We start from the raw sequence: 23,812 nt of genomic DNA, 5'->3' as shown, positions 1-23,812 counted from the left end.
GGAAGGGCCGGGGCGAAACGGATGCCCCGGCCCTTCCACCGGACCGGGAGCGGGACTTGAACGACGCGATCAAGCACAGCCACGTCGAGGTGAACGGTGTCCGTCTGCACGTCGCGGAACAGGGCGAGGGCCCGCTGGTCCTGCTGCTGCACGGCTTCCCGGAGAGCTGGTACTCCTGGCGCCACCAGTTCGCCCCGCTCGCCGCGGCCGGCTACCGGGTCGTGGCCCCCGACCAGCGCGGCTACGCCCGCAGCGAGCAGCCCGAGCGGGTGGACGCGTACTCCCTGCTGCACCTGGTCGGCGACGTCACGGCGCTGATCCGCGCGCTCGGCGAGGAGCGGGCCGTCGTGGTCGGGCACGACTGGGGCGCGCCGGTCGCCTGGGCCACCGCCGCGCTGCGGCCGGACCTGGTGCGCGGGGTCGCCGGGCTGAGCGTGCCGCCGCTGCCCAGCGGGCCGCGGCCGCTGCGGGAGTCCCGGGAGAACTTCGGCGAGGGCTTCTACCAGAACTACTTCCAGGAGCCGGGCCGCGCCGACGCCGAACTGGCGGCCGACGTGAAGTCCAGCTTCCGCCGCATCCTGGGCGGTGGCCCGCGCGGTGGGGGGAAGCCGCAGCCGTGGGTCGTCCCCGAGGGCAAGGTCCTGCTGGACACCATCCCGGAGCCGGCGCAGCTGCCGGCCTGGCTCACCGAGGCGGACATCGACGCCCTCGCGGCCGACTACGCCCTGCACGGCGAGCACGCCTTCACGGGCGGGCTCAACTGGTACCGGAACATCGACCGCAACGCCGAACTGATGGCCGCCTTCGACGGCGTGACGATCGACGTGCCGGCGTTGTACGTGGCCGGCGAACAGGACATGGTGAACGCGCTCGTCCCACCGGAGGTGCTGGCCCACCTGCTGAGCCGGGTGCCCAAGCTGCACCGCCACGTCCGGCTGCCGGACACCGGGCACTGGACGCAGCAGGAGCGCCCGGCGGAGGTCAACGAGGCGCTGCTCGACTTCCTCAAGCACCTGGACGCCTGACGCCCGCCCGGCTCCGGCCCGGATGCCGGGTCGGAGCCGGGTTGCGGAGGTCCGGCGGCGCGATCAGTGGTGGTGGTGGCTGCCCATGGGGTGGTCGCAGGCGCGGCACCTCCGGATGAAGAGGAGGCTCAGGCCGACGGTGACCACCGCGCCGAGCGCCACCCCGGTGCCCCGCACCGTCTTGCGGGCCGCGTTGCCGCCGATCGAGCCGGTGCACCGCGAGCAGTTCTGGCATCCGGTCCGCACCGGGATCTTCTTCCCCACGACGCTTCCTCCCAGGCGAGGTCCCGACCAGCGGCCGGGCTCGTGAACGTCCCGCAGAAGCTTATAACTTGAGCTGCCCGTCGATAACGTGAGCTGCCCGTCCTCGCCCGGTGAACGATCATCCGCCCGAAGGACCGGCCCCGTACGGGTCGAGGAGTTCGGCCACGAGCCGGCGCGCGTACGCGGGGTCGAGGCCGGCCGGGCGGAAGAGGATGCGGTACATCAGGGGGGCGACGACGCCGTCCATGACCGCCTCGACGCCGGGCGTGTCCTCCCCGCGGCCGCCCGCCCGGCTCAGCACGGCGCCGACCTGTTCGGCCGCGTAGTCCGAGCACTGGCCGGCGTTGCCGCCGTCCGGGTCGCCGAGCAGGGCGTCGCGGATGTAGGCGCGGCCCGAGGGGGAGGCCATCTCGTCGAGGAACTGTTCGGCCCAGGCCGTCAGGTCGGACCGCAGGTCGCCCAGGTCCTCCGGCGCCGTGTCGGGCCGCAGGCGCTCCACCGCGACGTCGGACAGCAGCTCCTGGAGATCACCCCAGCGGCGGTAGACCGTCGACGGGGTGACGCCCGCGCGCTGCGCGACCAGCGGCACCGTCAGCGCGTCGCGGCCCACCTCGGCGAGGAGTTCACGCACAGCGGTGTGCACCGATGCCTGGACCCGGGCGCTGCGCCCGCCGGGGCGCACCATCTGTTTGCGACTCATGATAAACACCTTAAAGCACAATCCTTGCGTTTACGGGGTGCCGGGGTGCCGGGGGGCCCGCCTCGGAGCCGGACGGCGGGCCGGCGCCGTCCGGCCCGGCCCGCCTGCTGTTCTCAGACCGCCGGCGCGAGCGCCCGGGCGGGCTGCGTCCGCTCGTAGGCGTGGCCGACCCGCAGCAGTGTGCGCTCTCCGAGCGGCCGGCCGAGCAGCTGCATGCCGATCGGCAGGCCCGCCGCGTCCCGGCCGACCGGGACGGACAGGGCGGGCACCCCGGTGATGTTGGCGGGGGCGGACAGGCGCACGTAGGCGTCGGGGACGCTCTCGACCGTGCCGTCGGGCCAGGTGACGGCCTCCTGGTCGGTCCGTACCGCGGTGACCGGGACGGTCGGGGCGGCGATCACGTCGACCTCCTCCAGCATCCGGGCCCACTCCTGCCGCATGAGCGTCCGGGAGCGCTGGGCGCGCAGGTAGTCCCCGGCGGTCATCAGCTCGCCGGCCTCCAGGAGGGCGCGGACGTCCGCCTGGTACAGCTCGGGCACCGCCCGCAGGGAGCGCTCGTGGTAGGCGGTGGCCTCCGGTGCCACCAGCCCCCACAGAGTCGCCTGGAGGTAGCGGGTCATCGGGATGTCGACGTCGACGAGCCGTGCGCCGAGTGCCTCCAGGTGCTCGATGGCGCGCCGGACGGCGGCCTCCACCTCCACGTCGACGCGGTCGAAGTAGTAGCTGCGCGGCACGCCGACGCGCAGCCCCGCCAGGTCCGTGTCCGCGCCCGGCCGGTGGCCGACGGCGGGGGTGGCCAGCGAGGCGGGGTCGCGCGGGTCGTGCCCGGCGAGGGCGTCCAGGACGAGGGCCGTGTCCTCGACGGTCCGGGCGATCGGGCCGACGTGGTCCAGCGACCAGGACAGGGACGCGACGCCGTGGCGGGGGACGAGGCCGTAGGTCGGCTTGAGGCCGACGACCCCGTTGAGCGCGGCGGGCACCCGGATCGAGCCGCCGGTGTCGGTGCCCAGCGCGAAGGTCGCGGCGCCCGCGGCGACGGCGACGGCGGATCCGCCGCTGGAGCCGCCGGCGACCCGGCCGCGGTCCCAGGCGTTGCCGGTCTGCGGGGTGGTCAGGCCGTAGGCGAACTCGTGGGTGTGCGTCTTGCCGACCAGGATCGCGCCGGCCGCGGCCAGGCGGGCGGCGACCGTGCTGTCGGCCTGCGCGCGGTGGTCGGCGCGGACCCGGGAGCTGGCCGTGGTGGCCAGCCCGGCGACGTCGATCAGGTCCTTGAGCCCCATCGGGACGCCGTGCAGCGGCCCCCGGTGCAGGCCGCGCGCCGCTTCCTGCTCGGCCTCGCGGGCCGCCCGGCGCGCCCGCTCCGCGGTGACCGCGACGTAGGCGCCGAGGTGCGGTTCGACCAGCTCGATGCGGTCGAGGACCGAGTCCACCAGTTCGACGGGGGACAGTCGCCGGGCCCGGATCTCCTCCGCGGCGGCGGCGAGGGAGAGCTCATACGGCTGCATCGTGCGTCTCCTCTTCCGTGGAGTGGGCGCTTTCCGCGCGGTAGGCGCTCGCGGGCGGGGTGTCCCCGAAGTCCAGCTCCCGCAGGACCGCGACGACGGAGAGCAACTGGTTGGCGGTGGCCGCGACCGGGTCGTGGCGGTCGGCGGGCAGGGGGAGCCCGGCCCGGGCGGCCCAGCGGGCGGCCTCGGGCGGCGTGAGGTCGGTGGCGGGCCGTTCGGTGGCGGACGGACCGGTGGGAGGTTCGGCGGGAGGTTCGGCGGAGGGGCGTTCGGTGGTGGGCGGTTCGGCGGAGGACATGGGCGTTCTCTCCTGATCGGGGCTGGAGCGAGATGGCACCCGCACCAAAAGCTAACCGTTTGCGTTAGCCAGACTGTAGGTCCTACGATGGCTTAACGCAAACAGATTGCGTTTACGGGAGGAGCCCCATGTCCGGCGCCACGTCCGAAGCCCCCGCCCCCATCCCCGCCTGGACGGTGGGAGGCGTCACCGTCCATCGCATCGACGAGACCCTCCTGCCGCCCGCGACCGGGCCGTGGCTGCTGCCCGAGGCCACCCCCGAGGTGGTGACCGGCCACGACTGGCTGCACCCCCACTTCGCCGACCACGAGGGCGTCCTGCACCTCGACAGTCACAGCTTCGCGTTCGCCGTGGGCGGGCTGCGCGTCCTCGTCGACACCGGCATAGGCAACGGCAAGGAGCGGGCCAACCCGGCCTGGCACCACCTGCGGACCGACTACCTGGAGCGCCTCGCCACCGCCGGTTTCCCCCCGGACTCCGTCGACCTGGTGGTCCTCACCCACCTGCACGCCGACCACGTCGGCTGGAACACCCGGGAGGTGAACGGCGAGTGGGTCCCCACCTTCCCCCGCGCCCGCTACCTCACCTCCCGCGCCGAGCGGGAGTTCTGGGCCGGGTACGACCTGGAGGAGGCGCGCAGGCAGATGTTCCTCGACTCCGTGATCCCGGTCGAGCGGGCCGGTTTGCTGGACCTCGTCGACGTCCCGGCCGAGGGCGTCGAGATCACCCCGGGCCTGCGCCTGATCCCCACCCCCGGTCACACCCCCGGCCACGTCGCCGTCGAACTGACCAATCGGGGCGAGACGGCGCTGATCACCGGTGACTGCGTCCACCACCCGGTCCAGCTCGCCCACCCCGCCATCGGCGCCTGCGTCGACATCGACCCGTGGCAGTCCGAGGCCTCGCGCCGCAAGCTCCTCGGCTCCCTCGCCGACACGGACACCCTGCTGCTCGGCACCCACTTCGCGCCGCCCACCGCCGGTCGCGTGCGCACGGAGGGGGACGCCTACCGGCTGCTGCCCGTGCCCTCGGCCTGACGCCGCGTTCGACCTCCCCGGGACGCTCGCACCCCTTCACCAGTCCTGCGCCCGGGGTCCGTCGACCGCACACCCGGATCGAGCGGGACGGGTGCGCCGGGTCGGGGTGGTGACCCGGAGTCGGTTCCCCGGCGTTCGATTACCGCGCGATCTGTCGTTTATCCGGCGATACCGCCGCTGAGCTGCGAAATCTCGCTGGCAGCGGACGTCGATGATCCCCTAGAGTCGGCGCGCCCGCCCCGGTCGGGGCGCTGGCGGCACCGGCGTGCGAGTCCGAGCACGCGGCGATTCCAGGAGTTGACGATCTGATGGTGTGTGTGGCGTGTGGGGCGCGTCCCGCGGGGACCGAGAGCCGACGCTGCTTCGGCTGCGCGGAGGCGGCGCCGGGTTGGGCGGCGGCGCTCCGACCGGCGAACAGCCTTGCCATCGCGGTCTACGTCCTGCTGGGGGTGAACGCGATGCTGGCGGCGGGGGCGGTCGTGGCCGGCCTCTGGTCCGATGTCCTGCTGGGCCAGTTGGCGGACGGGTCGGCTGACCTCGACGACTTCGATGCCGTGGACTCCCTGGTGAAAGGGCTGAACGGGGTCTTCCTTCCGTTGGCGCTGGCCACCGCCGTGGTGTTCATCATCTGGTTCTACCGCATCCGCCAGAACGCCGACCTGCTGCTGCCGCACGGGCACCGGCGCGGACGCGGCTGGACCATCGGGGCCTGGGTCACCCCGTTCGTCCTGCTCTGGTTCCCCTGGCAGCTGATGGTGGACTGCTGGCGGGCGAGCGCTCCGCTGGACGCGGAGGGACGGCGCCGCACGGTGTCGGAGAAGGTCCTGGTCCTGTGGTGGTCCACCTGGATCGGCGCGCTGGTCGTCAACCGGATCGCCAACTCGATGATGAAGTACGTGAACCTGACGGTGCTCGACAGCCTGGAGGACCTGCGCGAGACCATCCGGGTGGAGACCGCCGGCTCGGCGCTGCGCCTGGTCGCGGCCGTCGCCGCGATCGTGGTGGTCCAGCGGCTGACGGCCATGCAGTGGGCGCGCCGGGCCGACATCAACCCGCTGGCCGCCAGGGCCGCCCAGGTGGCGGCCGAGGAAGCTCGGGCGCAGGCCCAGGCCCAGGCCCAGGCTTAGGCTTAGGCCGCCACGGTGGCGGACTCGGACACTCCCTACACCGGCAGCAGGCGGGCGATCAGTTCGCCGAGGCGGCGGGCGTTGCGGCAGGAGTGCATCTCCACGACGCCCGCGTAGGCGGCTGCGGCGGAGTCGCCGGTCCGCCAGAGGGCGGGCTGCTCGGGGTTGAGCCAGTGGACCCGCCGGGCCCGGTCGGCGATCCGGCGCAGTGCGTCCAGGTTCGGGTCGCGGTGGTTGTTGCGGGCGTCGCCGAGGATCAGCACGCTGGTGCGCGGGCCGACCGCGTCCAGGTGCCGTTCGGCGAACTCGCCCAGGGCGGAGCCGTAGTCGCTGTTGCCGTGGTGGCCCATCACCTTGGCCTCGGTGAGGATCCGGGCGGCGAGCCGGGCCGGGTCGGCGTCGCCGCGCGCCAGCAGGGCGGTGACCTCGGCGGTGCGGTTCACGAAGGCGAACACCCTTACCTTGCTGAACTGTTCGCTCATCGCCCGCACCAGCAGCATGGTGAAGTCGGCGAATCCGGCCACCGAGCCGGAGACGTCGCACAGCAGCACCAGTTCCGGCCGGGCCGGGCGGCGCAGCCGGTGGGCAGGGCGCAGCGGCACCCCGCCGGTGGACAGCGAGCGGCGCAGGGTGCGGCGCAGGTCGATCCGTCCGCGTGCGGCGCGGCGGCGCCGGGCGGCCAGCCTGGTGGCCAGCTTGCGGGCCAACGGGTGGACGGTGCGGCGCAGTTCGGCGCGCTGGTCGCGGCCGGCGGCGAGGAAGTCGATCCGGTCGGCGGTGGGTGCGACGGCGCGTTCGGCGATCCGCTCGGCGCCGCGCAGTTCGGCGACCCGGCGGCGGGCCTCGGTGGCGACCAGGGCGCGGAAGTCCTGGAGGCGGCGGCGGATCTCGTCGGCGAGGACGCGGTCGGACAGGTCCGGGGCGGTGGCCCGCTCGCGCAGGGCGGCGAGGATCCGGGCGAGCAGGGTCTCGGGGGCGAGTCGGCCGAGCGCCTGGTGGGCCGACCAGCCGTCCGAGGCCGGCGTGGCACCGGCGCCGTACCGGCCGAAGGCCTCCACCACCTCGCCGGCCAGCCGGGCCTGGGCGGCCCGGTCGTCGGCGGTCAGGGCGGCGGCGAGGCGCTCGCGCAGGTCGTCGCGCAGCGGGTCGGGGCGGCCGGGGCGCGGTGGCCGGGGGTCGTCCGGGAGTGCGGGCGGGTCGGCGCGGACGGCCTCGGGGGTGCCGACGCCGAGCGGGAAGAACAGGTCGAACGTGGCGTCGAAGACGGCCCGTTGGGTGTCCGAGCGCAGCAGCGCGGCGGCCAGGCCGGCCCGCATCTGCTCGCGGTCGGCGAATCCGAGGACGTCGAGGACGGCGGCCGCGTCGACCGTCTCGGCGGGGCCGATCCGCAGGCCGTGCCCGCGCAGCGCGCGGACCAGGCCGGTGAGCCGGGCGGCGGAATCGGCCGGGGGCGGGGCGGTGGTCATGCGGGGGTGAGCTTCTGCGCGGCCTTCCGGATGTCGTCCTGGTGCTTGAGGACCACCCCGAGGGTATCCTGGACGACCGCCTCGTCGAGGGTGTCCGCGCCGAGCGCCAGCAGGGTGCGGGCCCAGTCGATGGTCTCGGCGACGGACGGCGCCTTGCGCAGGTCCATCGCGCGCAGCGCGCCGACCACCCGGACCAGCGAGGCGGCCAGCGTGTCGTCCAGGCCGGGCACCTTGAGCCGGACGATCTTCCGCTCCAACTCGGCGTCCGGGTAGTCGAGGTGGAGGAAGAGACAGCGTCGACGCAGTGCCTCGGACAGTTCACGGGTGGCGTTGGAGGTGAGCAGCACGAAGGGGCGGCGGCTCGCGGCGATGGTGCCGAGTTCGGGCACGGTGACCTGGAAGTCGCTGAGCACCTCCAGCAGCAGCGCCTCCACCTCGACGTCGGCCTTGTCCATCTCGTCGATCAGCAGCACGGTGGGCTCGTCGCCGCGGATGGCGGTGAGCAGCGGGCGGGTGAGCAGGAACTCCTCGCCGAAGATGTCGGTGCGGGCCTGGTCCCAGCCCTCGTCGCGGCCGGCGGTGATCCGCAGCAACTGCTTGGCGTGGTTCCACTCGTAGAGCGCGCGGGCCTCGTCGATGCCCTCGTAGCACTGGAGCCGGACCAGCCGGGCCCGGCCGATCGCGGCCACCGCCTTGGCGAGTTCGGTCTTGCCGACCCCGGCCGGGCCCTCGACCAGCAGCGGCTTGCCGAGCCGGTCGGCGAGGAAGACGGTGGTGGCCACGGCGGTGGAGGCCAGGTAGCCGGTGGCGGCCAGCTGGTCGGCGGTGTCCGCCACCGATGCGAAGAACCCCGTGCCGTCGCTGCTGCCGCTCATCTGCCCGCCCCGTTCCTGTCGGCCGTGTCCGTGCGGCAGCACCCTACCGGCCGGTCACTTCGCCGTCTCGGGGGTTCGGCGGGTGGCGAAGGCTGAGCCGGGCCGGCGGCGGGGCGTGCTTCTGGATCACCTGGCGGGCGTGCGGGCGTGCGGGCGCGCCGGAGCGGCGTACGGCGACCGCGGTCGCCGTACGCCGCTCGTCTGTTCCCGCCGGTCGGCCGTCAGTTGACGACGTCTGACCGAACGTCAGTCGGCGAAGGCCCCTCGGGTCGTCAGTTGACGAAGATGAGCGGGCTGCCCGCCACCGAGGTGTCGGTGACCGGGCCGTAGGTGGCGCTGAAGTAGCCGGTCGAGAAGCACAGGCCCGAGCCGGAGACCAGGTTGAACGGCTGGGAGGTGAAGCCGATGGTGTTGCCGGTGTTCGAGGTGGTGCCGGAGATGCCGGTGGTGGTCTGGTAGACGCAGTTGACGCTGCCGAGGATGGTGCTGAGCACGACCGTGGTCTTCATCGCGCCGGCCGCGCCGGGGGTGAGGGCGACCGGGTTGCCGGGGCCGTCGCCGACGGTGTTGGTGAACGGCAGGTTGTTGACGGTGATGCTCTTGACGCCGGTGACGCCGAGGACGTTGGAGGAGCAGGAGCCGAAGGTCTGGGTGTTGAGCTGCTCGACCGCGCTGCCGGGGGCGGCCGGGTTGGCCGTCACGGTGGCGGAGAAGGCCGAGTTGGCACAGCTGATGCCGCTCGTTCCGCTGGCGCTGCTGTAGAAGGTGGCGGTGGTGCCCGAGACCAGACTGGCGGTGAGGACGTCGCCGACGGCGACGTCCGGGCCGCTGCTGCTGCCGGTGGTCAGCACCGCGGAGCCGTCGGCCTGGGCGGGTGCGACGGCGGCGCAGGTGAAGGCGAGGGCGGCGAGGGCCGCGGTACCGAGCGTGCGGCGAAAGCGCATGAGGGTGACCTCTCTCCGTGCGGAGACGGGTGGGGGTGGCCCGCGGTGCGGGTGTGGTGGCGTGCACGGCGGGGGAGGTGCGTGGGCATGGCGTGCCGGGGGCTTCGCGGGGCCGTGGTGCGGCGGGCCCGGCGCCACGGGCCCGCTCGTACGGCACAGCGGTGTGAAGGTGCGGACGTGCGCTGCGAGTGCAGGAGTGCACGTCGGCGGCTGCCACCGCCGCGGGCCTGCGTCCGCTCGTGGTCCCGTGGCCCGGGCTGCTCGCCCGGGGCCGCCGGAGCCCCTGGAGGTCGTCCGGTGGTGACAGGGTCGCCCACCGGTTGGAAACCTGTCAGTGTTGTAAACCCGATGTTACGTCAATGTCAATACAGGTAACAGGAGTTGGTGATGGAACGGAAACACCTCCGAAGTGCCGACGTGATCCTGCTGCCGGGCGCGCGGGCCGGTCGTGACCCAGCCCGGTCCATCAAGCGCGGCCCGAGCCGGCTGCCCCCGGGCGTGGTGGCCGCGACCCAGCGCGAGCGGCTGCTCGACGGACTGGTCCAGACGGTGGCCGCGCGCGGCTACCAGCACGCCACGGTCAGCGACATCTGCCGCGCGGCCGGGGTGACCAGGCCGGTCTTCTACGAGCTGTTCAGCGGCAAGGAGGACGCCTTCCTGGCCGCGCACCGGCACGGCACCGGGGTGGTGCTCCGGCGGATGGCGGCGGCCTTCGCGGCGGAGTCCGACTGGTGCGCCGGGATCCGGCAGGCGCTCGGCGCGATGCTCCATCTGCTGGCGGGGACACCGGCCTTCGCGACCATGGCGGTGATCGAGATCGAGGCGGTCGGACCGGCCGGCCGCCGTGAGCGGGACCAACTCCTCACCCGGTTCCGGGCGTTCTTCGCCGAGGTGCCCCAACCACTGGGCGGTGTGCGGGTTGTGGAGCTGGTGGATGCCGTGGTGGGCGGGGTCTACAGCGCGCTCTACCGGCGGATCGACTCCGGTCGGACGGTTCAACTTCCGGAACTCCTGCCGGTGTTGAGCATGTTCTGTCTCGCGCCCTTCCTCGGCCCGGCGGAGGCGGCCGTCCGGCTCGGGTTGCCGATCGGTGAAGATCCTTCGTGCACCCGTATTGACCCGGCCACTACCGGGCAGTAGCTTCCCAGTTACTCAAAGCGCGGCCTGACCGTGCCCGCCCCGCTGCCGAGGGGCGGGCGGCCCGGTCGGGCCGTGGAACGCTGTCCGCGCCAGGGCACCGTGCCAGTGCCTGCACATCCCACCCACCCAACAGGGAGCACACATGGCCATGTCCGAGGACGCCGCCGCCGCGGCCGAGACCCCGGAGACACCGACCGGCACCAGGAGAGGGCGGGTACGGCTCAAGCGCAGCGCCTGGATGGCCGTTCCGGCCGTCGCGGCGGGCGCCGTCCTGATGGCCCTCACCGCCCAGGGCGTACTCGCCGCCCAGTTCTCCATCAGCGGCATGCCGTTCACGATCACCGCGGACAAGCTCGACGGCAAGGGCTTCGCCCAGTTCGGCAGCCTGGACTCGATGATCCCCGACAGCCCCAACCAGGGCTCCACCGGCGGTCAGGTGCTGGTCGCGGTCTCGGCGATCAAGAAGGCCGAGATCACCAACCTGTGCCAGAGCGTGGACCTCGGTGGCGTCAACCTGGTGATCCACGCCGGCGACGCCGGCACCCCCGTCTCCGCCACCGACCTCACCACCGACTCCGACATGCTGTCCGGTGACGCGGAGTTCACCAACATCGAGATCGGCGGCGACGCCAGCACCTACACCAAGGCCGGCAACGCGGGCAAGGGCAACCCGGGCGTCTTCGGGCAGCAGGCCGACACCGTCGTGCTGACGCACCTCAAGCAGCACAACTACGCGAGCACCGCCGTCGGTTTCAAACTGCCCAACCTGCGGCTGAGCTTCAGCTCCCAGGGCTGCTGACCATGACGGAGTCCGTACCGGAGCCGGCCGGTTCCGGCGAGGGCGTCGCGGAGGGGGCCGTGGGGACGGCTCCCGCCCCCGCCCCCGCCACCACCCGACCGGTCAAACGCGACTGGCGGGGCCAGCGGCCGTTCTGGGGCGGGCTGCTGGTGCTGTTCGGCGGCGCCGAGATCCTGTTCACCCTGCGTGCCCCGCTGCCCGTCGTCCTGCACATCGGGATGCAGGGGCTGGCGGGCTACCTGGTGCCGGCGGTGATGGTGCTGTGCGGCCTGCTGATCCTGTTCAACCCGGCCCAGCGGCTGTTCTACTCCGTCCTCGCCGTGCTCGCCGCGCTGGCGAGCTGGCTCACCTCCAACCTGGGCGGCTTCGTGATCGGGATGCTGCTCGGACTGGTGGGCGCCTGCCTCACCTTCGGCTGGCTGCCCGATCAGCCGCTGCGCCGGGGGCGGCAGCGGCGGGAGGACCGGCGCCAGGAACGCCGGTCGTCCCGAGCGGGCACGGCCGGGGTCTAGCCCGAGGCGCCCCGACGGCGCCCGCCCCCTGGTGATGGGAGAGCACCAGGGGGCGGGGCGTCGGGGCACGGGGGAGTGCGGGGTCGGGCCGTGACGGTCAGATCGTCGCGGCGTCGATCACGAAGCGGAACCGGACGTCGCCGGCCAGCACCCGCTGGTAGGCCTCGTTGACCTGCTCGGCGCGGATCAGCTCGATCTCCGCGGTGATGCCGTGCTCGCCGCAGAAGTCCAGCATCTCCTGGGTGGCCGGCAGCCCGCCGATCATCGAACCGGCCAGTGAACGGCGGCCGGAGAGCAGCGCGTGCGCGTTCACCGTGACCGGCTTCTCCGGCGCGCCGACCTGCACCATGGTGCCGTCGGTGCGCAGCAGGCCGAGGTAGGCGCTCAGGTCGAGGTCGGCGGAGACCGTGTTGACGATCAGGTCGAAGGTGCCCGCGAGCTCGGTGAAGGTGGCCGGGTCGGAGGTGGCCCGGTAGTGGTCGGCGCCGAGCTTCAGCCCGTCCTCGCGCTTGCGCAGCGACTGGCTGAGCACGGTGACCTCCGCGCCCATGGCGTGGGCGAGCTTCACGCCCATGTGGCCGAGCCCGCCGAGGCCCACGATCGCGACCTTCCTGCCCGGCCCGGCGCCCCAGTGCGCGAGCGGCGAGTACAGCGTGATGCCGGCGCACAGCAGCGGCGCGGCGGCGTCCAGCGGCAGGTTGTCGGGGATGCGCAGCGCGTACGCCTCGTCGACGACCAGCTTCGAGGAGTAGCCGCCGTAGGTCGGCAGGCCGTCGTGGCCGACGCTGTTGTAGGTGAAGACGGTGCCGCCCTGGCCGGTGCAGTACTGCTGGAGGCCGGCCCGGCAGTTGTCGCACTCCCGGCAGGAGTCGACGATGCAGCCGACTCCGACCCGGTCGCCGGCCTGCCAGCGGGTGACGCCCGGGCCGACCTCGGTGACCACGCCCGCGATCTCGTGGCCCGGGACCATCGGGAAGATGCCGGTGCCCCAGTCCTCGCCGACCTGGTGGATGTCGGAGTGGCAGATGCCGCAGAACTTGATGTCGATCACGATGTCGTGCTCGCCCACCGCCCTGCGGGTGACGGTGGTCTTCTCCAGCGGGGAGTCGGGCCGCGCCGCGGCGTAGGCGGCGACCGTGCGGGTGGTGCCCTCGGTGGTGCTCGTCGTCGTTGCGTTCGTCGAGTTCGTCATGTTTCCAGCCTGCGCCGGTGCGGCGCGACCAGCCAGACCAGAGCCTTTCGTACGTACGCCACGCCTAGGGACCCCGGACGTACGACCACGGAACGTACGCACGGCGGTATCACCCTTCCCCCCGCCCCCGCCGCCCGGATTCCCCGCATACTGCAGACATGGACCAGCGCACCGAACTCAGCGAGTTCCTCCGATCCCGCCGCGCCCGGCTGCGGCCCGAGGACGTGGGCCTGCCGGACAGCACCACCCGGCGGCGGGTGCCCGGCCTGCGCCGCGAGGAGCTGGCCCTGCTCGCCGGAGTCAGCACCGCCTACTACACCCGGCTCGAACAGGGCCACGGCGAGAGCGTCTCCGCCGCCGTCCTGGACGCCATCGCCCGCGTGCTGCGGCTCAGCCCCGCTGAGCGCGAGCACCTCGGCCGGCTCACCGGGCCCGTCCGCCGTCGCCCCGGCCGGGCCGCCGCCCGCCCGCAGCGGGTCCGGCCCGCGCTCCAGCAGCTCCTGGACGCGATGGACTGCGTGCCCGCGTACGTCCTCGGCAGGCGCCTGGACATCATCGGCTGGAACCGGCTCGGCACCGCCCTGCTCGGCGACTTCGCCGCGATGCAGCCCGAGCAGCGCAACATGGCCTGGCAGCTCTTCCTCGAACCGGCCTCCCGCGAGCTCTACGAGGACTGGGACGGCAAGGCGACCGACGTCGTCGGCATGCTGCGGCTGGACGCCGGACGGGATCCGGACGACCCCAGGCTCGCCTCGCTGATCGGTGAACTCTCCCTCAAGAGCGCCGACTTCCGCCGCCTCTGGGCCACCCACAGCATCCAGGACAAGGGCCACGGCACCAAGCGGCTGCACCACCCGGTGGTCGGCCGGCTCAACCTCCAGTACGAGACGCTGCGCCCGGCCGGGGACGTCGACCAGGTGCTCGTCACCTACCACGCCGAGCCCGGCTCCAGCTCCGCCGAATCCCTGCGCCTGCTGGCCAGTTGGGCGGCCACCGAGTTCCGCCCCGAGCCCGCCGAGGCGACCCCGGCCGATCCCGCCCGGTAGCGACGCGGGGCCTCCCTGCCCGGCCTTCCCGTCGGGCCTTCCCGTCGGGTCTTCCCGTCAAGGGGTCGATGGTCCCGGGTCCGATCGGGGCCATCGGCCCTTCTCGCCGGTAACCGGGCGGCGATTGACTGGACGGGTCATGGACACCACCACCAGCGGAAACACCACCAGCGGCACCACCGCCGAGTACGACCGGCTGATCGCCCGCCACCACGCGATGCGGCTACGCCGCCAACTCCTCACCCCGGCCTCGCCGTTCGGGCCCGATTCGGCCGGCGCCGGCGCCGGCGCCGGCGCGTACGGCGGCACCGGCGGCACCGGTGGCACCGGCGGGCCAGGCGGCTACGACGGCGCCGCCGACCAACGGCTGATCCGGCGCGACCTCGGCCTGCTCGAACCGCTCTCCGAACTGATCGACCACCTCTACGCGGTGATGTTCCGCCGCCGCCCCTACCTGCGTCCGCTCTTCCCCGCCTCGATGGAGTTCCAGCAGGCCCACCTGGAGCGGATCCTCCGCCATCTGGTGGACCACCTCCACCACCCGGCCGAACTGGCCTCGACCCTGCGCCAACTCGGGCGCGACCACCGCAAACTGGGCGTCCGGCCGGTCCACTACGAGGCCTTCGAGGAGGCCCTGTGCGCGGCGATCCGGCACCGGGCGGCCGCCCGGTGGACCGGGGAGATGGAAGCGGCCTGGGTCCGGATGCTGCGCTTCGCCGTCGCGGCGATGACGGCCGGCGCCGACTCCGCGCTCACCGAACCCCCGTACTGGCACGCCGTGGTGACCGGCCACGAGCGCCGCCGCCCCGACCTCGCCGTCCTGCGCGTGCGCACCGGCGAGCCCTACCCGTACCGGGCCGGACAGTACGGCACGGTCGAGCACCCGACGCTCCCGCACACCTGGCGGCAGTACTCGATGGGCTGCGCGCCGCGCGCCGACAACGAGTTGGAGTTCCACGTCCGGCGCACCGGGCCGGACGGGGTCAGCGCGGCCCTCGTCGAACGCACCGCCGTCGGCGACCGGCTGCGCCTCGGCCCGCCGCGCGGCGGGCTGCTGCCCGAGGACGACACCCGCGACCTGCTGCTGGTCGCCGGCGGCACCGGCCTGGCCCCGATGAAGGCCATCGTCGAGCAGCAGGCCGCCCGGCGCCCGCGCGGCCGCCGCGTCCACCTGTTCGTCGGCGCCCGGGACCGCGGCGACCTCTACGACTGGTCCGCGCTCTCCGAACTCGGCCTGCACAAGCCCTGGCTGGCGCTCACCCCGGTCACCGCAGGCCGGCTCGCCGACGCCGTCGCGGGCGCCGGGGACTGGCGCGAGCACCTCGCCTGCGTCAGCGGCCCGGCCGGCATGGTCGCCTCCGTCCGCTCCGAACTGCTCGCCGCCGGGCTGCCCCTGGCCCAGGTCCGCTACGACCAGGCGCTCGCCCGCTAGCCGTACGGCCTACCGGTAGTGGTACGTCCTACCGGTAGGCCGTACGGGCCGCTGGACGTCCTACCGGTAGCAGTAGGAGTCCGAGGAGGCGTCGCCGCCCGCGAGGTGGGTCTGGTGTACCCGTAGGCCCCGGAAGTCGGCGCCGTGCGGGAAGAAGCGCTCGTCGACGCTCAACCCGCCCGCCTCGGTGTCGGCGTCCAGCTTGACGATCCACGGCTCGATGCCGTCCGGGTAGAACTGGTCGTCCCAGGCGCCGTAGAGGGAGTTGGTGAGGTAGAGACGGCGCCCGTCCCGGCTGATCTCGACCATCTGCGGGGCGCCGCTCAGCGGGCGTCCCGGCGCGGCCGGGTGCGGGGTGCGGGCGACGACCCCGCCCAGCCGCACCGAGTCGGCGAGTCTGGGGTGGAACGGATCCGACACGTCGTACTGGAACAGCTCGCCGGTGCCCCACGCGGACACGTACAGCCAGCGGTCGTCCACCGACAGGTTGATGTCCGTGATCAGCGGCGGCACCGCGCCGAACGGTTGCAGCGCGGGCGGCAGGTCCTCCGTCTTGGCGGGCTCGGCGGGGATCTCGATCACCTTGCGCGCGGTGAACGCCGGGCCCTCCCGGTACCAGAGCCAGACCGAGGCGGACAGGTCCTCGACGTTGGTCACCACCCCGGCGAAGCCCCACTCCGCCTGCGGATCGTGCGCCGGGCGCAGCTCCAGCACCATCTGGTACTGGTCGCCGAGGTCGACCCGTTGCAGGTGCCGCCCCGAGTCCAGCTCCCAGAAGTGCAGCGCGTGCCCGTACTTGCGGCCCAGCAGCAGCTCCGGGACGACCCCGCCCTCCACCATCCAGGGCGTGCCCCACTCGCTGGTCACCCCCACGTTCGTCCCCAGGTGCCACCAGACGTCGTACGCGAAGTGCTGCGGCCCGCGCTCCGTCTCCCAGGCGCGCAGCACCTCGAAGGTGGTGTGGTCCAGCAGCGCCACCCCGCCGGGCCCGTCGTTCCCGTCCCCGCTGCCCAGGCAGGACAGGAACACCCCGTCCGGCCCGCAGTGCAGGGTGTGCGGGCGCGAGTAGCCGGCCTTGGCGGCGAGTTCCGCCGCCTCGACGGTCTTGACGAGGCGCGGCCGGACGGGGTCGGGCCGGGTGTCCATCACGTGCAGCCGCGAGGAGCGCAGGCCCGGGAGGAGGAGGTAGCGCCGCTCGGGGTTCTCGTGGCAGGCGTGCGCCAGTGCGCTGGAGCAGGCGTTCCAACCGAAGTGGTGCAACTCGTCGCCCAGCGTCGGCAGTTCGGCGAAGTTGAGGACCTTCCCGTAGCTCGCCGAGGCCGGATCGGTGTCCACGGTGAGCAGCGCGTCCGGCCGCTCCCCGGCCCGGTCGAACCCGGCGACGTACGCCAGCGTCTCCGGTGGCGCGGCGATCGCCTCGGCGGCCGAACGGTACAGCGACGGATCGGTGTGGCCGGCCTGCGGCATGTGTTCTCCTCAACTCGCCTGCGTGATAACCGGAGTTGGATCTGTCCGGGTAGCGTTCCACATGACCACCGGCGCACAGCAGGCGCACGGGGAGCGATCAGGAGGCGCGGACGGCCGGGTCACACCGGTGCCCCGCAGAGCGCCGCCCGACAGGCAGCCCCGGGCTACCGGCCGGTATTGTCGGGGTCCTGGATCAAGAACACCTGCGACGGACGGCAGGTCGAGCATGAGGACGGGTGCGGCGCAGATGGAGTTTCGGGAAGACATCCTGGGTGCCCCCTACGAGACGGCCGAGCTGACGCTGCGGCCGGACGCCGAGGGGGAGGTCTGCGCGACGCTGGTGCGCCGTCTGGTGCCGGGGGCGGAGCGGGCCGTGCTGTACATCCACGGGTACAACGACTACTTCTTCCAGACCAACCTCGCCGACCACTTCGCCGCGCTCGGGTTCTCCTTCTACGCCCTGGACCTGCGCAAGTACGGCCGCTCCCTGCGCCCGCACCAGTCGCCGAACTTCGTGCGCGACCTCGCCGAGTACGACGAGGAGATCGACGAGGCGGTGCGGATCATCCGCGAGGTGGACGGGCACCGGAGGCTGCTGCTGAACGGGCACTCCACCGGCGGGCTGATCGGCGCGCTGTGGGCGGGGCGGCGCTCGGGGCGCGGCCTGGTGGAGGGGCTGTTCCTGAACAGCCCGTTCCTGTCGATGCCGGCCGCGCCCGCCGTGCGGACCGTCGGCGGCCCGGCCGTCACCGCGATCGGCCGGCTGGCGCCCACCCGCGTGCTGCCGTCGACGCTCAACCCGCACTACACGCACAGCCTGCACAAGGACCACCGGGGCGAGTGGGACTTCGACCTCGCCCTCAAGCCCGCCGAGGGCTTCCCGCTGTACGCGGGCTGGCTGGCCGCCATCCACCAGGGCCATCGGCAGCTGCGGCACGGGCTCGGGATCGACGTGCCGGTGCTGCTGATGGCGTCGACCAGGTCGATCGCGACCACCAAGTGGCACAACGCCCTGCACCACGCGGACGCCGTGCTGCGCGCCGACGACATCGCCGGCCAGGGCCCGCGACTGGGCCGGCACGTCACCATCGTCCGGATCGAGGGCGGCATGCACGACCTGGTGCTCTCGGGCGAGGCCGCCCGTACCCAGGCCTTCGCCGAACTGGACCGCTGGCTCGCCGCCTACCTCGACGTCCGACTGGCGGACGTCCGGCCGGTGGACGCCCAGGCCGTGGGGGAGAGCGCGTGACGGACGAGCCGGTGCCGGTCGGGCGCCACACCGACCTCGGCTTCGCCAAGCTCATGCCGGACCTCGACCGGGACGGCGGCTGGCTGCTCACCCTGGACGGCACCCCGCAGTCCTACGTCGACCTCGCCGACCCGACCCACCTGGAGTTCGAGTACACCCGGCGGCTCGGCCACCTCGCCGACGCCCTCGCCCCCGCCGGGCAGCCGCTGGACGCGCTGCACCTCGGCGGCGGCGCGCTCACCCTGCCCCGCTACCTCGCCGCCACCCGCCCCGGCTCGCGCCAGCGGGTGGTCGAGGTGGACGGGCCGCTGCTCGACCTGGTCGCCGAGCACCTGCCCTGGCAGGGGCCCGGCGCGGACATCACCGCGACCGTCGGCGACGCCCGCGCCGCCCTCGCCGAGACCCCGCCCGGCAGCCGGGACCTGGTCATCGCGGACGTCTTCCACGGCTCGCGCACCCCCGCCCACCTCACCTCGGTGGAGTTCCTGCGGCTGGCCGCCGCCGCCCTGCGCCCCGGCGGCTGCTACGCCGCCAACCTGGCCGACGGCCCGCCGCTGGCCTTCGCCCGGGCCCAGGCCGCGACGGTCGGCGCGGTGTTCCCGTACACCTGCCTGGTCGCCGAGGCCCCGGTGCTGCGGGGCCGCCGGTACGGCAACATCCTGCTCGCCGGTTCGACGGCGCCGCTCCCGGCCGCCGAGCTCACCCGGCTGCTGGCCGGCGACATCTTCCCGGCCCGCCTCACCGACGGCGCCGACCTGGCCGCCCTGGTCGGACGCACCGCCCCGGTCACGGACGCCGACGCCACCGACTCCCCGCCCCCGCCGGACGGCGCGTTCAGCATCGGCTGAGCGGCGCGGCGGCCCGAGCGTCCCCGCGTCCGGGGTGTCAGAATCGGCGGGTTCGGGCCGGAGCGTGGAGCACGTCGAGCGTGGAGCACGCCGAGCGCGGAACACGTCCGGCGCGGAGCAGGTCCAGCGCGGAGCACATCCGAAGGAGTGAGCGATGAGCGGCGGGGAGCGGCCGGAGTTGGCGGAGGTGCCGGAGACGGCGTTGTGGACGCTGTGGCACCGCGCGGTGGAGGCGCGTCGGCCGGACACGGTGCTGGAGGACCCGAAGGCGGTCGAGCTGGTCGATCGGATCGACTTCCCGTTCGCGGAGCGCTTCGGGGAGGGCGCGCTGGTCAGCCAGTTGCAGGCGCTGCGGGCGGCCTGCTTCGACCGTGAGGTGGCGGACTTCCTGACCCGCTGCCCGCGCGGCACCGTGGTCGGTCTCGGGGACGGCCTGGAGACCCAGGCGTGGCGGGTCGACAACGGCCGGGCGGACTGGCTGTCGGTGGACCTGCCGGAGACGGCCGCGCTGCGGGAGCGGCTGCTGCCGCCGGACGAGCGGCGCCGGATCCTCGCCTGCCCGGTCACCGACCCGGGCTGGATGGACGAGGTGGATCCGGCACACGGGGTGATGATCTGCGCCGAGGGCCTGCTGATGTACCTGCGGCCGGAGGAGGTGCGGGCACTGGTCGCGGCCTGCGCCGAGCGGTTCCCCGGCGGGTCGATGGTGCTGGACGCGGTGCCGCGCTGGTTCAGCGCCCGGACCGTCCAGGGCAAGATGCGGACCCGGCACTACCAGGCCCCGCCGATGCCGTTCGGCATGGACGCGGACGAGCGCGGCAAGCTGGCCACCGCGCACCCGGCGGTGACCGACGTGCGCGAGGTGTACCCGGAGGGCGGGCGGGGCCTGCTGCGCGCCCTGCTGCCGCTCGTGCGCCGGGTGAACGCGCGGCCGTCCGTGGTCGCACTTCGCTTTGCCGGATCTTGAAGAACGGCTGGTCACGCGGGAACCATGGGGCACCACCGCACGTCGTAACCACGGGTGATCGGCCGGGGGGACAGGCCGCCCGGCACGTTAGGCTGCCCTTATGGGGAAGCGGCCGCGTTGCCGCCATCGGACAACTGCCGGAACCGGCGTGCGGCACCGCTGAGGGCCGCGCCGGCTCCGACCTGCCACGGAGGTACTGGCCTTGCACATCGACGCCTGGATCGAGAGCGTCCCACCGACCGCGGTGTACGCCCTGGTCGGCCTGATCATCGGGCTGGAGTCGCTGGGCATCCCACTGCCCGGCGAGATCGCGCTGGTCACGGCCACCCTGATGGCGGTCAAGGGTGTGGTGAGCCCGGAGTGGATCGCGGTGGTCGCGATCCTCGGGGCGATCATCGGCGACTCGATCGGCTACTCGATCGGCCGCAAGGGCGGCAAGCCGCTGTTCGAGAAGCTCGGACGGAAGTTCCCCAAGCACTTCGGGCCGTCCCACCTGGCCACCGCCGAGCGCTCCTTCCAGAAGTGGGGGATGTGGGCGGTCTTCTTCGGCCGCTTCATCGCCCTGCTGCGCATCTTCGCCGGGCCGCTCGCCGGCGCGCTGAAGATGCCGTACTGGAAGTTCCTGATCGCCAACGTGCTGGGCGGCATCGTCTGGGCCGGCGGCACGACACTGCTGGTCTACAAGGTCGGCAAGAGCATCGAGCCCTGGCTGTCCCGGTTCTCCTGGGCGGGCCTGGCCGCGGCGGTGCTGATCGGCGGCGCCTCGGCCTGGTTCATGAAGCGCCGGGCCGCCAAGACCCACGCCAAGATCGAGGCGGAGGAGGCGGCCGCCGCGGCGACCGCCGCCAAGGCGCCCGTCGCGGAGTGAGCGGCGTAAGCGGAGTGAGCGGCGTAAGCGGAGTGACGAGGCGTCTGCACTGAGCCCGGCGGGGCTGTCGGGCCCCCGGAGTAGCATCGGCGGGTACCTGCCGATCATGCACAACTGGAGGGCCCGATGACCCAGTCGACGTGGGATGCCGTGGACGCGTACTTCTCCGAGCAGCTGGTGGGGCACGACCCGGCGCTGGACGCCTCGGCCGCCGCCGCCGACGCGGCCGGGCTGCCGAAGATCGCCGTCGCCCCCAACCAGGGCAAGCTGCTGCACCTGCTGGCGCTGACCCAGGGCGCGCGGCGGATCCTGGAGGTCGGCACGCTCGGCGGGTACAGCGCGATCTGGCTCGCCCGGGCGCTGCCCGCGGACGGCACCCTGATCACCCTGGAGATCGACCCGAAGCACGCCGAGGTCGCCCGGGGAAACATCGCGCGCGCAGGGCTGGAGAAGGTCGCCGAGGTGCGGCTCGGCCGGGCCGCCGACTCCCTGGCCGCGCTGGTGGAGCAGGGCGTGGAGCCCTTCGACCTGGTCTTCATCGACGCGGACAAGCCCAGCAACCCCGAGTACTTCCGGCGGGCGCTCCAGCTGACCAGGCCGGGCTCGCTGATCATCGTCGACAACGTGGTGCGCGGCGGTGCCGTCGCCGACGCGGACAGCACCGACCCGGCCGTGGTCGGCACCCGGGCCCTGCACGACCTGATCGCCGCCGAGCCGAGGGTCACCGCCACGTCGGTGCAGACGGTCGGCAGCAAGGGCTACGACGGCTTCACGCTGGCCCGCGTACAGGGCTGAACCTTTTCAAGTACCACGGAGGAACGGAGACATCGTGCGGATCGGACTGTTGGGCGCCGGCCCCTGGGCGGAGCGGGTGCACGCACCCGTCCTCGCCGAGCACCCCGGGCTGGAGTTCACCGGCGTCTGGGCCCGCCGGCCCGAGGCGGCCACGGCCCTCGGCGGGGCGTACGGCGTCCCCGGCTACGCGGACCTCGACCAGTTGCTCGCCGAGGTGGACGCGGTCTCGATCGCGCTGCCGCCGACCGTGCAGGCGGGCCTCGCGGTTCGGGCCGCCGAGGCGGGCTGCCACCTGCTGCTGGACAAGCCGGTCGCGCTGACCGTGCCGGACGCGCAGGCCGTGGCCGAGGCCGTCCGGGCCCACGGGGTCGCCTCCGTGGTCTTCTTCACCGTCCGCTTCGGCGGGGAGCAGATCCCGTGGATCGAGCAGCAGGCGGCGCTGGGCGGCTGGTTCACCGGCCGCTCGGACTGGCTCGGTTCGGTGTTCGCCCCCGGCAGCACCAGCCCGTACGCGGCTTCGCCGTGGCGCGAGGAGAAGGGCGCGCTGTGGGACGTCGGCCCGCACGCGCTGTCGGTGCTGCTGCCGGTGCTCGGCGACGCGACGCAGGTCACGGCGGTGGCCGGCCCGCTGGACACCGTCCACCTGGTGCTGCGGCACGCCGACGGCGCCTCCAGCACCCTGGCACTGAGCCTGACCGCGCCGGTCGGCGCCGGCGGCGCCGGCCTGGAACTGCGCGGCGAGCACGGCATCGCCCACCTGCCCGAGCGCGTCGAGGGCCCGGCCGCCGCCCTGCACCGCGCCCTGGACGCCCTCCAGGCCTCGGCCGCCACCGGCCAACCGCACCCCTGTGACGCGGAGTTCGGCCTGCGCGTGGTCGAAATCCTGGCCGGCGCCGACCACTCCCTGGCCACGGGCGCACCGGTGGCGGTCTGACGCCCGTCGACGGAGGTCAGACCGGCGGCAGGGTGGGGTTGGTCGGGCCCGGGCGGCGGTCGGTGGGGCGGGCCGGAGGGATGACGGGGGCGTGGAAGTCGCGCGGCCCGGTCCACAGGGCGGGGACGGCGTCGCCGCGGCGGGCGAGTTCGTAGGCCAGCGCCTCGTAGTTGACGCGCCAGCCGTGGAAGTGCTGCCAGGCCTCGTCGACCGGGCGCTCGCGGGGGAAACCGGCGGACGTGATCATGGCGACGGCGCCGATGTACTCGGTGTAGGTCAGGCGGATCGGGACGTCCGGGTCCGGGTCCGGGTCGAAGTCGATCCGCACGGAGCGACCGATGTCGCGCAGCGCGGTGAAGCCCGCGCGCAGCACCAGGCGGGCCTCGGGCGGGGCCGAGCGCGGGCAGAGCGCCAGGTGGAGGGCGGCCGCGTCGAGCACCGCGATCAGGCCGACCACCCAGCTGCGGTTCGGCTGCGGGGAGCGGAAGGACAGCAGCACCGGGTAGTTGGAGTGGCTCTCGCCGATGTCGGCGGCCAGCCGTTCCCAGTCCCGGTAGAGCTGGGGGAGGGCGGTTTCGGTGTCGACGAGGGACTGCCGGGCCAGCAGCTCCGGGCCCCAGGCGGGCTCGCCGGCCCGGGACTGGAGGAGCGTCACCTCGGTCTCCCGCCGCTGGTAGGCGGCGTAGAGGGTGGGCAGGTAGGCGATCTGGAGGGCGATCACCAGCGGCCCGCTGGCGGCGGCCATGAAGTCGATCGCCGAGAGTTGCAGGCGCTCGCCGCTGGCGTAGCCGAGGGTGAAGAGGCTGGATCCGGCCTCCCGGATGGACACCGACCAGCTGAGCTCGGACGTGCCGTGCAGCAGCAGGGTGTAGGCGAGCAGCATGCCGCTGAGCCACACCCCGAGCATGCCGAGCAGGATCAGCGGTGCCAGCCAGGTCAGCGCCCGGTCCTGCGCGTAGTAGGAGCGGAACGGCGTCGCGTAGAGCCGGAGCACGGTCCGCAGCACCCGCCAGAGCCGGCTGACCAGTGCCGAGTACAGCCCGCGCGGGACGACCAGCGTGCGCAGGATGCTGCCGACGATGAGCAGGAGCAGCAGGGCGCCGGCCAGGGTGTGGATCATCCTCATGGCGACATTGTGGCGGTCCGGCGGAGCAGTCGCGGCGCGGGGCGCTGGGTTGTGGGGCGGCGGAGGCCAGGTGCCGCTGGAATGCCTCGGCGGCCGCGATGGTGCAGAAGCGCCTGATCCGGTCCGAGGAGCCGGGCGCGCGGATGTGTTCGTGGCGCTCGTGGTCCCAGAGGCCCCAGCACTCCAGGAGGAGGAA

At 73.6% G+C, this 23,812-nt stretch carries 23 protein-coding genes and 1 pseudogene; 14 read left to right on the top strand and 10 right to left on the bottom strand.

Annotated elements, in window-relative coordinates:
* Positions 1-56: 56 nt before the first annotated feature.
* Positions 57-1,025: an alpha/beta hydrolase gene (locus tag ACIO9K_RS13505; protein WP_363584761.1), complete on the top strand. Its 969-nt coding sequence runs from the start codon at positions 57-59 to the stop codon at positions 1,023-1,025.
* A gap of 63 nt (positions 1,026-1,088) precedes the next feature.
* Here ACIO9K_RS13505 and ACIO9K_RS13500 read toward each other — a convergent pair whose 3' ends face one another.
* From ACIO9K_RS13500 to ACIO9K_RS13485, 4 genes and pseudogenes are all read right to left on the bottom strand, one after another.
* Positions 1,089-1,289: a hypothetical protein gene (locus ACIO9K_RS13500; protein WP_063346158.1), complete on the bottom strand. Its 201-nt coding sequence runs from the start codon at positions 1,287-1,289 to the stop codon at positions 1,089-1,091.
* 118 nt (positions 1,290-1,407) lie between these two features.
* On the bottom strand, positions 1,408-1,989 hold the full coding sequence (locus ACIO9K_RS13495; protein WP_363625455.1) for a TetR/AcrR family transcriptional regulator: 582 nt from the start codon (positions 1,987-1,989) through the stop codon (positions 1,408-1,410).
* 113 nt (positions 1,990-2,102) lie between these two features.
* Positions 2,103-3,494, bottom strand: coding sequence for an amidase (locus ACIO9K_RS13490; protein ID WP_400329445.1), 1,392 nt, complete (start codon positions 3,492-3,494; stop codon positions 2,103-2,105).
* Positions 3,481-3,702 (bottom strand): annotated as a pseudogene (locus ACIO9K_RS13485) (hypothetical protein); the annotation flags it as partial. The gene ACIO9K_RS13490 and the pseudogene ACIO9K_RS13485, both read right to left, overlap by 14 nt.
* A gap of 218 nt (positions 3,703-3,920) precedes the next feature.
* Here ACIO9K_RS13485 and ACIO9K_RS13480 point away from each other — a divergent pair.
* Positions 3,921-4,829, top strand: a complete 909-nt coding sequence (locus ACIO9K_RS13480; RefSeq protein WP_363625458.1) for an MBL fold metallo-hydrolase — start codon at positions 3,921-3,923, stop codon at positions 4,827-4,829.
* A 458-nt stretch (positions 4,830-5,287) separates the two neighbouring features.
* Entirely contained in the window at positions 5,288-5,956 is a 669-nt protein-coding gene (locus tag ACIO9K_RS13475; RefSeq protein ID WP_363625527.1) for a DUF4328 domain-containing protein, read from the top strand.
* A gap of 35 nt (positions 5,957-5,991) precedes the next feature.
* Here the strand turns inward: ACIO9K_RS13475 and ACIO9K_RS13470 are convergent, their stop codons facing one another.
* The 3 genes from ACIO9K_RS13470 to ACIO9K_RS13460 all read right to left on the bottom strand — a co-directional run bounded on the left by ACIO9K_RS13470 (position 5,992) and on the right by ACIO9K_RS13460 (position 9,241).
* Positions 5,992-7,422: a VWA domain-containing protein gene (locus ACIO9K_RS13470; protein ID WP_400329442.1), complete on the bottom strand. Its 1,431-nt coding sequence runs from the start codon at positions 7,420-7,422 to the stop codon at positions 5,992-5,994.
* Complete coding sequence (locus ACIO9K_RS13465; protein WP_400329439.1) at positions 7,419-8,297, bottom strand: AAA family ATPase; 879 nt, start codon at positions 8,295-8,297, stop codon at positions 7,419-7,421. The genes ACIO9K_RS13470 and ACIO9K_RS13465 overlap by 4 nt, the downstream gene beginning before the upstream one ends.
* Positions 8,298-8,569: 272 nt before the next feature.
* Positions 8,570-9,241 carry a Tat pathway signal sequence domain protein gene (locus tag ACIO9K_RS13460; protein ID WP_363584783.1) on the bottom strand — a complete coding sequence of 224 codons (672 nt, stop codon included), beginning with the start codon at positions 9,239-9,241 and terminating at the stop codon, positions 8,570-8,572.
* Positions 9,242-9,628: 387 nt separating this feature from the next.
* Here ACIO9K_RS13460 and ACIO9K_RS13455 point away from each other — a divergent pair, with 387 nt between their 5' ends.
* The 3 genes from ACIO9K_RS13455 to ACIO9K_RS13445 all read left to right on the top strand — a co-directional run bounded on the left by ACIO9K_RS13455 (position 9,629) and on the right by ACIO9K_RS13445 (position 11,692).
* On the top strand, positions 9,629-10,381 hold the full coding sequence (locus tag ACIO9K_RS13455) for a TetR/AcrR family transcriptional regulator (protein ID WP_363625464.1): 753 nt from the start codon (positions 9,629-9,631) through the stop codon (positions 10,379-10,381).
* A 142-nt stretch (positions 10,382-10,523) separates the two neighbouring features.
* A complete protein-coding gene (locus tag ACIO9K_RS13450; protein ID WP_363584787.1) occupies positions 10,524-11,180 on the top strand; it encodes a DUF6230 family protein in 657 nt (218 codons plus the stop codon).
* 2 nt (positions 11,181-11,182) lie between these two features.
* Complete coding sequence (locus ACIO9K_RS13445; protein ID WP_363625466.1) at positions 11,183-11,692, top strand: DUF6114 domain-containing protein; 510 nt, start codon at positions 11,183-11,185, stop codon at positions 11,690-11,692.
* A 97-nt stretch (positions 11,693-11,789) separates the two neighbouring features.
* On the opposite strand, the gene ACIO9K_RS13440 is transcribed toward ACIO9K_RS13445, so the two are convergent.
* Positions 11,790-12,884: an NAD(P)-dependent alcohol dehydrogenase gene (locus ACIO9K_RS13440; RefSeq protein WP_363584789.1), complete on the bottom strand. Its 1,095-nt coding sequence runs from the start codon at positions 12,882-12,884 to the stop codon at positions 11,790-11,792.
* 158 nt (positions 12,885-13,042) lie between these two features.
* Here ACIO9K_RS13440 and ACIO9K_RS13435 point away from each other — a divergent pair, with 158 nt between their 5' ends.
* Positions 13,043-13,930: a helix-turn-helix transcriptional regulator gene (locus tag ACIO9K_RS13435; protein ID WP_363625468.1), complete on the top strand. Its 888-nt coding sequence runs from the start codon at positions 13,043-13,045 to the stop codon at positions 13,928-13,930.
* Positions 13,931-14,069: 139 nt separating this feature from the next.
* A complete protein-coding gene (locus ACIO9K_RS13430; RefSeq protein WP_400329432.1) occupies positions 14,070-15,362 on the top strand; it encodes a globin domain-containing protein in 1,293 nt (430 codons plus the stop codon).
* Positions 15,363-15,422: 60 nt separating this feature from the next.
* Here ACIO9K_RS13430 and ACIO9K_RS13425 read toward each other — a convergent pair whose 3' ends face one another.
* Entirely contained in the window at positions 15,423-16,829 is a 1,407-nt protein-coding gene (locus tag ACIO9K_RS13425; RefSeq protein WP_363584795.1) for a selenium-binding protein SBP56-related protein, read from the bottom strand.
* Positions 16,830-17,076: 247 nt separating this feature from the next.
* Between ACIO9K_RS13425 and ACIO9K_RS13420 the strand changes: the two genes are divergently transcribed.
* The 6 genes from ACIO9K_RS13420 to ACIO9K_RS13395 all read left to right on the top strand — a co-directional run bounded on the left by ACIO9K_RS13420 (position 17,077) and on the right by ACIO9K_RS13395 (position 22,490).
* Positions 17,077-18,078, top strand: coding sequence for an alpha/beta hydrolase (locus ACIO9K_RS13420; protein ID WP_363625472.1), 1,002 nt, complete (start codon positions 17,077-17,079; stop codon positions 18,076-18,078).
* A 53-nt stretch (positions 18,079-18,131) separates the two neighbouring features.
* Positions 18,132-18,926: a spermidine synthase gene (locus ACIO9K_RS13415; RefSeq protein ID WP_400329604.1), complete on the top strand. Its 795-nt coding sequence runs from the start codon at positions 18,132-18,134 to the stop codon at positions 18,924-18,926.
* A 154-nt stretch (positions 18,927-19,080) separates the two neighbouring features.
* The gene (locus ACIO9K_RS13410; protein ID WP_363625474.1) at positions 19,081-19,893 is read left to right on the top strand and encodes a class I SAM-dependent methyltransferase; all 813 of its coding nucleotides are present in this window, start codon (positions 19,081-19,083) and stop codon (positions 19,891-19,893) included.
* Between the two features lie 202 nt (positions 19,894-20,095).
* Complete coding sequence (locus ACIO9K_RS13405; protein WP_363584801.1) at positions 20,096-20,761, top strand: DedA family protein; 666 nt, start codon at positions 20,096-20,098, stop codon at positions 20,759-20,761.
* Positions 20,762-20,887: 126 nt separating this feature from the next.
* Positions 20,888-21,556: an O-methyltransferase gene (locus ACIO9K_RS13400; RefSeq protein WP_400329427.1), complete on the top strand. Its 669-nt coding sequence runs from the start codon at positions 20,888-20,890 to the stop codon at positions 21,554-21,556.
* Positions 21,557-21,590: 34 nt separating this feature from the next.
* Complete coding sequence (locus ACIO9K_RS13395; protein WP_363625478.1) at positions 21,591-22,490, top strand: Gfo/Idh/MocA family oxidoreductase; 900 nt, start codon at positions 21,591-21,593, stop codon at positions 22,488-22,490.
* 16 nt (positions 22,491-22,506) lie between these two features.
* On the opposite strand, the gene ACIO9K_RS13390 is transcribed toward ACIO9K_RS13395, so the two are convergent.
* Positions 22,507-23,616, bottom strand: a complete 1,110-nt coding sequence (locus tag ACIO9K_RS13390) for a hypothetical protein (RefSeq protein WP_400329424.1) — start codon at positions 23,614-23,616, stop codon at positions 22,507-22,509.
* Between the last annotated feature and the right edge of the window lie 196 nt (positions 23,617-23,812).

Source organism: Kitasatospora sp. NPDC087271 (assembly GCF_044744605.1).
Lineage (GTDB): Bacteria > Actinomycetota > Actinomycetes > Streptomycetales > Streptomycetaceae > Kitasatospora.
This window is presented reverse-complemented; position numbering and strand designations above follow the sequence as displayed.

Bases quoted from the DNA above. Each gene is read 5' to 3' on its own strand.
- ACIO9K_RS13475 (WP_363625527.1), top strand. From the start codon at position 5,288: ATGCTGGCGGCGGGGGCGGTCGTGGCCGGCCTCTGGTCCGATGTCCTG.
- ACIO9K_RS13480 (WP_363625458.1), top strand. From the start codon at position 3,921: ATGTCCGGCGCCACGTCCGAAGCCCCCGCCCCCATCCCCGCCTGGACG.
- ACIO9K_RS13445 (WP_363625466.1), top strand. From the start codon at position 11,183: ATGACGGAGTCCGTACCGGAGCCGGCCGGTTCCGGCGAGGGCGTCGCG.
- ACIO9K_RS13440 (WP_363584789.1), bottom strand. From the start codon at position 12,884: ATGACGAACTCGACGAACGCAACGACGACGAGCACCACCGAGGGCACC.
- ACIO9K_RS13400 (WP_400329427.1), top strand. From the start codon at position 20,888: ATGACCCAGTCGACGTGGGATGCCGTGGACGCGTACTTCTCCGAGCAG.
- ACIO9K_RS13390 (WP_400329424.1), bottom strand. From the start codon at position 23,616: ATGAGGATGATCCACACCCTGGCCGGCGCCCTGCTGCTCCTGCTCATC.
- ACIO9K_RS13470 (WP_400329442.1), bottom strand. From the start codon at position 7,422: ATGACCACCGCCCCGCCCCCGGCCGATTCCGCCGCCCGGCTCACCGGC.
- ACIO9K_RS13450 (WP_363584787.1), top strand. From the start codon at position 10,524: ATGGCCATGTCCGAGGACGCCGCCGCCGCGGCCGAGACCCCGGAGACA.
- ACIO9K_RS13455 (WP_363625464.1), top strand. From the start codon at position 9,629: ATGGAACGGAAACACCTCCGAAGTGCCGACGTGATCCTGCTGCCGGGC.
- ACIO9K_RS13460 (WP_363584783.1), bottom strand. From the start codon at position 9,241: ATGCGCTTTCGCCGCACGCTCGGTACCGCGGCCCTCGCCGCCCTCGCC.
- ACIO9K_RS13490 (WP_400329445.1), bottom strand. From the start codon at position 3,494: ATGCAGCCGTATGAGCTCTCCCTCGCCGCCGCCGCGGAGGAGATCCGG.
- ACIO9K_RS13415 (WP_400329604.1), top strand. From the start codon at position 18,132: ATGCCGGACCTCGACCGGGACGGCGGCTGGCTGCTCACCCTGGACGGC.
- ACIO9K_RS13465 (WP_400329439.1), bottom strand. From the start codon at position 8,297: ATGAGCGGCAGCAGCGACGGCACGGGGTTCTTCGCATCGGTGGCGGAC.
- ACIO9K_RS13420 (WP_363625472.1), top strand. From the start codon at position 17,077: ATGGAGTTTCGGGAAGACATCCTGGGTGCCCCCTACGAGACGGCCGAG.
- ACIO9K_RS13425 (WP_363584795.1), bottom strand. From the start codon at position 16,829: ATGCCGCAGGCCGGCCACACCGATCCGTCGCTGTACCGTTCGGCCGCC.
- ACIO9K_RS13435 (WP_363625468.1), top strand. From the start codon at position 13,043: ATGGACCAGCGCACCGAACTCAGCGAGTTCCTCCGATCCCGCCGCGCC.
- ACIO9K_RS13495 (WP_363625455.1), bottom strand. From the start codon at position 1,989: ATGAGTCGCAAACAGATGGTGCGCCCCGGCGGGCGCAGCGCCCGGGTC.
- ACIO9K_RS13430 (WP_400329432.1), top strand. From the start codon at position 14,070: ATGGACACCACCACCAGCGGAAACACCACCAGCGGCACCACCGCCGAG.
- ACIO9K_RS13410 (WP_363625474.1), top strand. From the start codon at position 19,081: ATGAGCGGCGGGGAGCGGCCGGAGTTGGCGGAGGTGCCGGAGACGGCG.